Raw genomic sequence first — 8,142 nt, 5'->3', positions numbered from 1 at the left:
CCCGTGCGCCACTATCGTATTGCTACGACCGTTCGACTTGCATGTATTAGGCCTGCCGCTAGCGTTCATCCTGAGCCAAGATCAAACTCTCCATTGTAAAAATTCCTACACTCACCCGAAGATGAGCTGATGTCGAGTGCTGACCTTGCTCACATATTGACGTTATGTCAAATTCGTTTCGCTTGGTTTGTTTCACTGTGTTTTCCCGAAGGAAAAGCAGCAAGTAAAACACTTACTATTTTGTCTGTTTCCGTCATTCAAAGAACGTTTGCTACTTCCATTTGAAGTAACAGTGCGGGTTGCTTTTAAACCCTTTATCGTTGCAGTTGCAGTGTTCTGTTCGTTTTGGGAGTGCAAATGTAACAACTTTATTTGACTTATCAAGCTTTAGGCGAAAAATTTTTTATTTTTTCTCATTTTGCTTTTCAAGTTGTCCGCCTCCGGTTGAAGCGGGGTGCAAAGGTACGGTGGCTTTTTTCAGCTTTGCAAGCGGTTTGAAAAAATATTTTTCTCGCTGCTTTGCTACTGGCGCAGTGGATAGACATTCTACCGGCTGCTGAAGTTCCTAACCTTTCAAGATTTATAGCGGAGTGTAATTCCCCATTTGCTGCTTGAAGACCGTTGCAGTGGATAGACAAGCTAGCTACTGCGGGAGTTCCGGGCCTTTCAAGATTTTTTTCGGGGTGTTTTCCGAGTGCCCCGTAGTCCGTTTGACGATTTGGGACTGCAAAGGTAGGAGGACTTTTTGGCGGGGCAAGGGGTGTTTTACGAAAAACCTGCGAGTGGGTTGTAAGTGGCTGATTGACGCGGAGAAAAATTTTGCTAGATAGGTGCAGGTGGCGAGGCTGAGTGGGGTTAGCTAATCGAAGTTGGGCGTAAAAAGACTCGAATTGGTGAGCGAGGGGCATTTATTGATAGTGTTAGAGTTGAGAATTCCCTTTTACAAACTTCGCTTCTGCATCCGACTTACAGTATCAAACTGCTCTTTAAACTAGAATCAAGAGGAAAGAAAGCGGGGCGAATGCGCCGTGTACCTATTCGGTACAGCTGCATTCGCCCCGCTGCTTTCAGCTTACCTCTACCCTATTTGTTAAGGTTGCTTGGCTGAGCTGGAGGTTAGCGGTGAAGGGTGCTTACTCTATCGGGGCCGACGCTTACGATGCTGATAGGGACTTGGAGCTCTTTTTCCAGGAAATTGAGGTAGTCGATGAGTTTGGTGGGGAGCTGGGTGGCGTCAGTGATGGTGGTGAGGTCGGTGTGCCAGCCGGGGAGGGTGAGGTATTCGGGGGTGATGGTGGTGAGCTCGCCGGGGTCGGGAAGCTGGGGAGCGCTTTCGCCGGTGACGGTGCGGTAATGGGTGCAGGCCTGGATTTCGGTGAAGCCGTCGAGCACGTCGGCTTTCATGAGGTGGAGCTCGGTGACGCCGTTTAGCATGATGGCGTAGCGGAGGGCGGGCAGGTCTATCCAGCCGGTGCGGCGGGGCCGGCCAGTGGTGGAGCCAAATTCGCGGCCGGCTTGGCGGATTTGCTCGCCGACTTCGTCGTGGAGCTCAGTGGGGAATGGGCCGCTGCCGACGCGGGTGCTGTAGGCTTTGATGATGCCGTAGACTTTGCCGATGTGCCGGGGGGCGATGCCGAGGCCGGTGCAGGCACCAGCAGCGATGGTACTGGAGGAGGTGACGTAGGGATAGGAGCCGAAGTCGATATCTAATAGAGAGCCTTGGGCACCTTCGGCGAGGATGCGCTTGCCTTGGGCGAGGAGGTCGTTGAGAAGGTACTCGGTATCGATGAGCTGTAGGGTGCGTAGAAACTCGACAGCGGAGAAGAAATCGGCTTCGAGGGCTTCGATTTCGAGTTCTTTGTGGTTGTGGGCAGCAATGGCGGCATGTTGAGCTACGGCTTCTTTGTAGCGCTGCTCGAAATCGGGGAGCAGGATGTGGCCGACGCGGAGGCCGACGCGGCCAATTTTGTCAGAATAAGTGGGGCCGATGCCTTTGAGGGTACTGCCGATTTTGGTGTTGCCGCGGGCTTCTTCGCTGATGCGGTCGAGGGCACGGTGCGAGGGCAGGATGAGTTGGGCCTTCTTGGAGACGTAGAGGTTTTTAGCCCAGTCTACTCTCCTATCGGTGAGCTTTTGGAGTTCTTGGCGGAAAACGATGGGGTCGAGGACAACGCCGTTGCCAACAATGTTGAGGATGTGGGGGTGAAAAATGCCGCTGGGCACCTGGTGCAGGACGTGCTTGATGCCGTCGAAGGTGAGGGTGTGGCCGGCGTTGGGGCCGCCTTGGAAGCGGGCTACGGCATCGTAGGTGGGGGCGAGTACGTCTACAATTTTGCCTTTGCCTTCATCGCCCCACTGGAGGCCTACTAATACGTCTACTGGCATGTGTTCTAGGTGTTCGGCAATCAGCGGGCGCTGTTACCTTATGGTATTTAATGTGTTGTCAAAAAAACAGCCGCCCTACTGGGCGGCTGGGGTAAGCTGTTGGCGAGCGGCGGCTTCGTCGGAGGCAACCCCGAAAATGTTGGTTAGCTTGGTAAGGGCCAACATTTTCTTGGGGTGCTCGGCGGGGTTGATGAGAACCATTTCGCCGCCGCGGCTGCGGAATTTCGTGAGGAGCGACACCAGTACGCCAATGCCGGTGCTGTTGATGTAGCGGATTTCGGACAAATCGACGGCGCACTGGTTGAGTTCTTCGCCGAGGTGGTTGTTGATGGATTGGATGAGCTGGTCGGTATCGGGGCTGCCGATGAGGTCGCCGGTGAGGCGGACGAAAAGAATGCCGTTCTCGACGGTGCTGGTGGAGGTCATGCGGGAGGATTGGAAGTACGAGCGGCAGCCTGGGCGCGACAATCGCCGCAGATGCCGTAAAGATTTAAAGAATGGTGCAAGATATGGAAGTTCAAGAGGTCGCCGACCATGGTCTGGATGCCGTGGATGCGGGGGTCGCAGAATTCCACCACTTTATGGCATTCAGTACAAATGACGTGGTCGTGCTGACGGTAGCCGTAGCTCTTCTCGTACTGCGCAAGGTTGCGGCCGAACTGGTGCTTGCTGACAAGACCTTGCTCCACCAATAAGTCGAGGGTGTTGTACACGGTGGCCCGGCTGACTTGCAGGCCGCGCTCTTTCATGCCGGCGTAGAGCTCGTCGACATCGAAATGACCGGAGCGGGCATAAATTTCTTCCAGGATGGCATACCGCTCGCCGGTTTTGCGCAAGCCTTTGTTTTCAAGATGGGCCGTGAAAAGCTTGCGGACTTCTTCGAGCTTGTCGGTATTGAGGGTGGCTTGGGAGGCGGCGCTGGGCGTATGCTTGGCCGCGTAGCCCGTTTCGGAGGAGCCACCGGTTTCGTGCCCCGGCGCTTTCGCGGGGTCGGCGGGCAGGTGCGGAGGCGTTGCTAGAGGAGAATGCACTGTATATATAAGGTATACTGAAGCAAAGGTAAAAACGCGGGCCTGCTAGCTAAGCTGCAAGGGTCGCTTTAGGTTTCACCGTTCGAAGTAAAGGTGGTAGTGGTTGGCGCAGCCTGGGTTGAAGGCGGCTTGGCACGACGGGCATTGATTGGCGCAATTGAGGTAGTCAGTGATGCTGAGCGTGCCGTGGCAGTTGCCGCAGTAAATGGCTGGGTGGTCGAACTCAGCGCGGGGCCATACGGTGGACGGGTGACTTGCGGCTTCGTGGTGGCACTGGATGCAAGCGTAAAAGGTGCCGCAGCACTTGAATTTGATGGCGATGATGTCGCGCTCGGAGTGGTAATGGGCGCACTGAGTGCGCTCGTTTACGCCGGTGCCGCGGCAAGTAATGGCGGGTGCGGCCTTTGCTTTCACGAGTCGAACCGCTCTACTTGCAGCACGCCGTTGACTTTGCTGAGGCGTTGGATGAGCTTGTTTAGGTGGTCGGTGTCGTTGACAAACACCATAATCTGACCTTCAAAAAAACCGTCGTTGGCGTCTACGGTGATGGAACGCATGTTCACCTTGAGGCTGGTGCTGATGATGCGGGTGACGTCGTTGACAATGCCCACGCGGTCGGAACCCTTGAGGCGGATGCCGGCCAGAAAGGCCAATTCGAGTTGGTCGGTCCACTTGGCGCGCACAATGCGGTTGCCGTAGTTCGACATCAGGTCGACGGCGCGGGGGCAGTTGGTGCGGTGGATGATGAGGCCCTGGTCGGTTTCGAAGCCAAACACGTCGTCGCCGGGAATGGGATTGCAGCACCGGGCAATGCTGTAGTCGAACTTGTCGGTGTGCTCGCCTACCACCAGCATGTCGGGCCGCACGCCGCGAATTTTAGACACTTCGTGGTCGAAGGCTTTGGGTTCGAGCACGGAGGGTACGGGCTTGGCAGAAGTGAAAATCGACTCGCGAATGGTGCGCCCGTCTACCTGACCCATGGCTAAGCGGTAATAGAATTCTTGCGCACTGGGCACGTTGAAGTAGGCCAGCAGGCGGTTGAAGTTTTCCTGGTTGAAGGGCACGCCGATGATTTCCAAGCGCTTTTCCAGAAGGAATTTTCCATCTTCTGCCTTCGCTCGTTTGTCGTCGCGCAGGAAGTCCTTGATTTTGGACCGGGCCTTGGTGGTGATAACGTAGTTGAGCCACTCCGGCGTGGGGCGCTGCTTGTGGGAGGTCAGGATTTCGACTTGGTCGCCGTTGTGAAGCTGGTAGCTGAGCGGCTCTAGCTTTTGGTTCACCTTTGCCCCAAGGCAGTGCAGCCCGATGTGGGTGTGAATGTCAAAAGCGAAATCCAGCGCGGTGGATTTATCCGGCAGAATTATCAGCTTGCCTTTAGGCGTGAAGGCGTACACTTCCTTCACAAAGAGGTTCTGCCGGAATTCGTCCATGAATTCCAGCGCGCTCGAATTGTTCGATTCCAGCATCTCCCGCACCTTATTCACCCAGCCTTCGAGCGAGCTTTCGGGCTGGATGCTGCCAGTGTCCTTGTACTTCCAGTGCGCGGCGTAGCCTTTCTCGGCGATGTCGTCCATGCGGCGCGAGCGAATTTGCACTTCCACCCACTGGCCAGCGCGCGACATGACCGTGGTGTGCAGGCTTTCGTACCCGTTGGCTTTGGGCGTGCTCACCCAGTCGCGCAGGCGGTCGGGGTTGGGCTGGTAGAAATCCGTGACAATGGAGTAAACCTGCCAGCAGGCGGCTTTTTCCTGCTCCGGCGGCACATCCAGAATCACGCGAATGGCAAACAGGTCATACACCTCGTCGAAGGTGATGTTCTGTTTCTTCATCTTTTTCAAGATGGAGTAAATGCTTTTGGGCCGACCCTTGATTTCATATTCAAAGCCTTGCGACTTCAATTCATCATCAATCGGCTGCACGAACTCCTTAATAAAGCGGTTGCGGGCCGCTTGGCTCTGCCGCACTTTGGCTTTTATCTCGTTATACGTCTCCGTATCCGTGAACTTGAGGTACAAATCCTCTAGCTCACTCTTAATAGTATAAAGCCCGAGCCGGTGCGCGAGCGGCGCATACAGGTACAGCGTCTCCGAGGCAATTTTCAGCTGCTTGTGCCGCGGCATCGAGTCCAGCGTGCGCATGTTGTGCAGGCGGTCGGCAATTTTGATGAGGATGACGCGCACGTCTTCGCTCAGCGTGAGCAGCATCTTGCGGAAGTTCTCGGCCTGCTCGCTGGTGCCGTACTCGAATACCCCGGAAATTTTCGTCAGCCCGTCAATAATGCGGGCCACTTTCGTCCCGAACTCGCGCTCGATGTCGGAAATTTCCGTGGGCGTGTCCTCTACTACGTCGTGCAATAGCGCCGCCACAATGCTCGTCGTGCCCAGTCCGATTTCTTCTACCGCAATCTGGGCCACCGCCAACGGGTGCAAAATGTAGGGCTCGCCGGACTTGCGGCGCATCTCCTTGTGCGCCTCAAGGCTCTGATTGAATGCCTTTTTGATGAGCTTGGGGTCGCCATCCTTCAAATAAGGTTTGGCGGTGCGCAGCAAGCGGCGGTAGTGGCGCAGAATTTCCTGGCGCTCGGCTTCGGGGGAGATAACGGGAGGCATGGTAAAGCAAATAACAATGGGAAGCAGAAATTTGTCCGCTCAAGCGCGGCCCTTCTGCATTTTTCCCGATTCCGACGGCACGACGTTCTTCCTGCGACTAAAAGAGCATTGTACGCTTCAAAGCTTGCTGAAGGTAGCGCTTGTCCGTCGGGTTTGGGACGAATCCTGCGTGGTGGCCGCCGGGGTCAGGCATTGGCAAGCCGGGAAAAGCGTTTGGTGGAGAACGGGAAATCCATGCCCATTGCAAACGCTGCCAGCAGCGCGGCAGCGGCCGCCACCGGCAGCGAAGCCGGATGCCACTGCAGCCGCAGGTGGAAGCTTGTTGCGGGAAGCATGGTTACGGCAATTCCGGCCAGTACAGTGGCAAAAGCCAACCACTGATACAGTTTCAGCCCGGCGAACTGAGGGGTTTGGGGCTCGCCCCGGAAACTCTCCTCGACAAACCGCGCCATTCCCGAAAGTATCAAATACGCCCCCACCAGCAGCGAAACCGACACTTGCTCGTACGCCAAACGAAACAGCACCAAGCCAATCAACAGGTTGGAGAGCATGGAATACACAGGCGTGGCATGCACGGGCTGCCCTGCCAGATAGGCAAGGGCGCATACCCGCGACTTTGGGTGTGTGACCCGAATGCCCACCTTGGCCGAGCTGGCCCGCCCGTGGCAGCACCCCTGCACCAGGCAGCGCAACCGCCCAATGCCTTGCACCAACGGCAGCGCCACCACGAACGCCGCCAGCACTTCCAGCAACGCCATGTGCGCGAGCTGAGCCGATATAACGCAGCCCAGCACGCCGCCCAGCAAGCTGCCGTAATAGCCAAAGGGCCGCGAAAGCCCGGAAGAACTTTCCACCAACTGCCCCCAAAGCCCCGCCCCCACTACACCCAGCAAAACGGGTGGCAACAGCGCAACGCTGCTGGGCAGCAACGCCCCCGTAAGCAGCACGCCCGCAAACATTGCCGCCCCTGCATACACGCTGTGGCTGATGACGCGAAGCGGACCAATCTGCCACGCCGACCAGGAATTAGCAAACCGTTCGAACCAGCGTTGCAGGCGTTGCCAAGCGGTTTGGTAGCGGATTGTCCCCGCCGCCAGCAGCCCGCCCGCAACCACATCGAGCAAGCTGTGCATTCCCGTGGTCAGGCAACTCAAGGCAATGGCCACTCCCAGCAAGTAGAACACGGGCCGCAGCTGTGGCAAGCGCTGGCCCCAAAAGAAAGCGGCCACCCCGGCCCACACCACGTGAAACGAGGGGAATGCGGCCGTGGCCCCGTCGTGCAACCGCTCCAGTTGGAGCCATTCGCCCCAAACAGTAGTGGCCACAAAACTTCGTGGCTCGGCAACGAGCGGCAAGGCCAGGTGCAACACCACGCCCACCGCCGTGGCCAGCCAACCCGCGAAGGCAAAGTGCCTCAACGCCCGCTGGGAGCCAACGATGAACGGCGTAGCTATTGCAAACGGGTAAGCGAGCAAATACAACGCTTCGGTCCACTGCCACACCGGCCACTGCTGCTCGAAAGAGAGAAAGGTGCTGATAGGCTGCCCCGAGGGTCCGAGAAAAATGACGGCTTCGTACAGCAGCAGCCAAGGCCCAAAGACGAGGACTGCAACCCGAACCCGTTGCAGTAGCGGCGCCGCGGCTGCCTGCGCCAGCGGCAGGGCCAACAGCGCGCCTGCCGCTGGCCGATGCGGAAACCGCCGACGCAAATCCGCGTTTTCGAACCCATACACCAACGCCAGCCACGCCAAGGTGAGCACCGGCGCCACCAGCCAAAGCCCGCTGGCCGAACGAACCAGAAGCGCCACTCCTACGCACAACAGCGACGCCCCCACGTAGATGGGGTGCGGCAGCCAAGCATAAAGCCCCCCCCTGACAAAGCGCGCCGGCGGAAAGGCGTTCATTGGCAAGCCCCCGCCCTCAAACCACAGGCTTGCCATGGACCACCCCACAAACACCGCACCCCCCATCACGCACCCTGCCCCAACCCAAGGAATAGTGGGCACGGCCAGTGGAACAAGGGCCGCCGTCTGCACCGCCCACGCAAACAGCACCGCCGGCAGTACCAGACAAAAAGCCGCGCCATAGGCGAGCTTAGCTAGAAAAGCATTCATGGC

Annotated in this window: 6 protein-coding genes and 1 rRNA gene; all 7 read right to left on the bottom strand. The window is 57.4% G+C overall.

The window, feature by feature from the left end; genetic code table 11:
• Positions 1-97: ribosomal RNA gene (locus VF629_RS04475) — 16S ribosomal RNA — on the bottom strand; the annotation flags it as partial.
• A gap of 1,019 nt (positions 98-1,116) precedes the next feature.
• Entirely contained in the window at positions 1,117-2,385 is a 1,269-nt protein-coding gene (locus VF629_RS04470) for an adenylosuccinate synthase (RefSeq protein WP_331057252.1), read from the bottom strand.
• 75 nt (positions 2,386-2,460) lie between these two features.
• The gene (locus VF629_RS04465; protein WP_331057251.1) at positions 2,461-2,811 is read right to left on the bottom strand and encodes an STAS domain-containing protein; all 351 of its coding nucleotides are present in this window, start codon (positions 2,809-2,811) and stop codon (positions 2,461-2,463) included.
• Positions 2,808-3,386, bottom strand: coding sequence for a Fur family transcriptional regulator (locus VF629_RS04460; RefSeq protein WP_414653848.1), 579 nt, complete (start codon positions 3,384-3,386; stop codon positions 2,808-2,810). The genes VF629_RS04465 and VF629_RS04460 overlap by 4 nt, the downstream gene beginning before the upstream one ends.
• Before the next feature lie 105 nt (positions 3,387-3,491).
• Positions 3,492-3,830 (bottom strand): CHY zinc finger protein, encoded by a 339-nt coding sequence (locus tag VF629_RS04455; RefSeq protein WP_331057249.1) that lies wholly within the window; start codon positions 3,828-3,830, stop codon positions 3,492-3,494.
• Entirely contained in the window at positions 3,827-6,025 is a 2,199-nt protein-coding gene (locus VF629_RS04450) for a RelA/SpoT family protein (protein WP_331057248.1), read from the bottom strand. Before VF629_RS04450 ends, VF629_RS04455 begins: the two co-directional genes overlap by 4 nt.
• A 185-nt stretch (positions 6,026-6,210) precedes the next feature.
• Positions 6,211-8,139, bottom strand: a complete 1,929-nt coding sequence (locus tag VF629_RS04445) for a prolipoprotein diacylglyceryl transferase family protein (protein WP_331057247.1) — start codon at positions 8,137-8,139, stop codon at positions 6,211-6,213.
• Positions 8,140-8,142 lie beyond the last annotated feature (3 nt).

The sequence above is a fragment of the Hymenobacter sp. genome (genome assembly GCF_036388155.1).
Classification (GTDB): domain Bacteria; phylum Bacteroidota; class Bacteroidia; order Cytophagales; family Hymenobacteraceae; genus Hymenobacter.
Note: the sequence above shows the minus strand (reverse complement) of the source record. Positions and strands in the feature narration are given on the sequence as shown.

Excerpts from the sequence above, each read along its gene's own strand:
- VF629_RS04465 (WP_331057251.1), bottom strand. The coding sequence starts at position 2,811 with ATGACCTCCACCAGCACCGTCGAGAACGGCATTCTTTTCGTCCGCCTC.
- VF629_RS04450 (WP_331057248.1), bottom strand. The coding sequence starts at position 6,025 with ATGCCTCCCGTTATCTCCCCCGAAGCCGAGCGCCAGGAAATTCTGCGC.
- VF629_RS04445 (WP_331057247.1), bottom strand. The coding sequence starts at position 8,139 with ATGAATGCTTTTCTAGCTAAGCTCGCCTATGGCGCGGCTTTTTGTCTG.
- VF629_RS04470 (WP_331057252.1), bottom strand. The coding sequence starts at position 2,385 with ATGCCAGTAGACGTATTAGTAGGCCTCCAGTGGGGCGATGAAGGCAAA.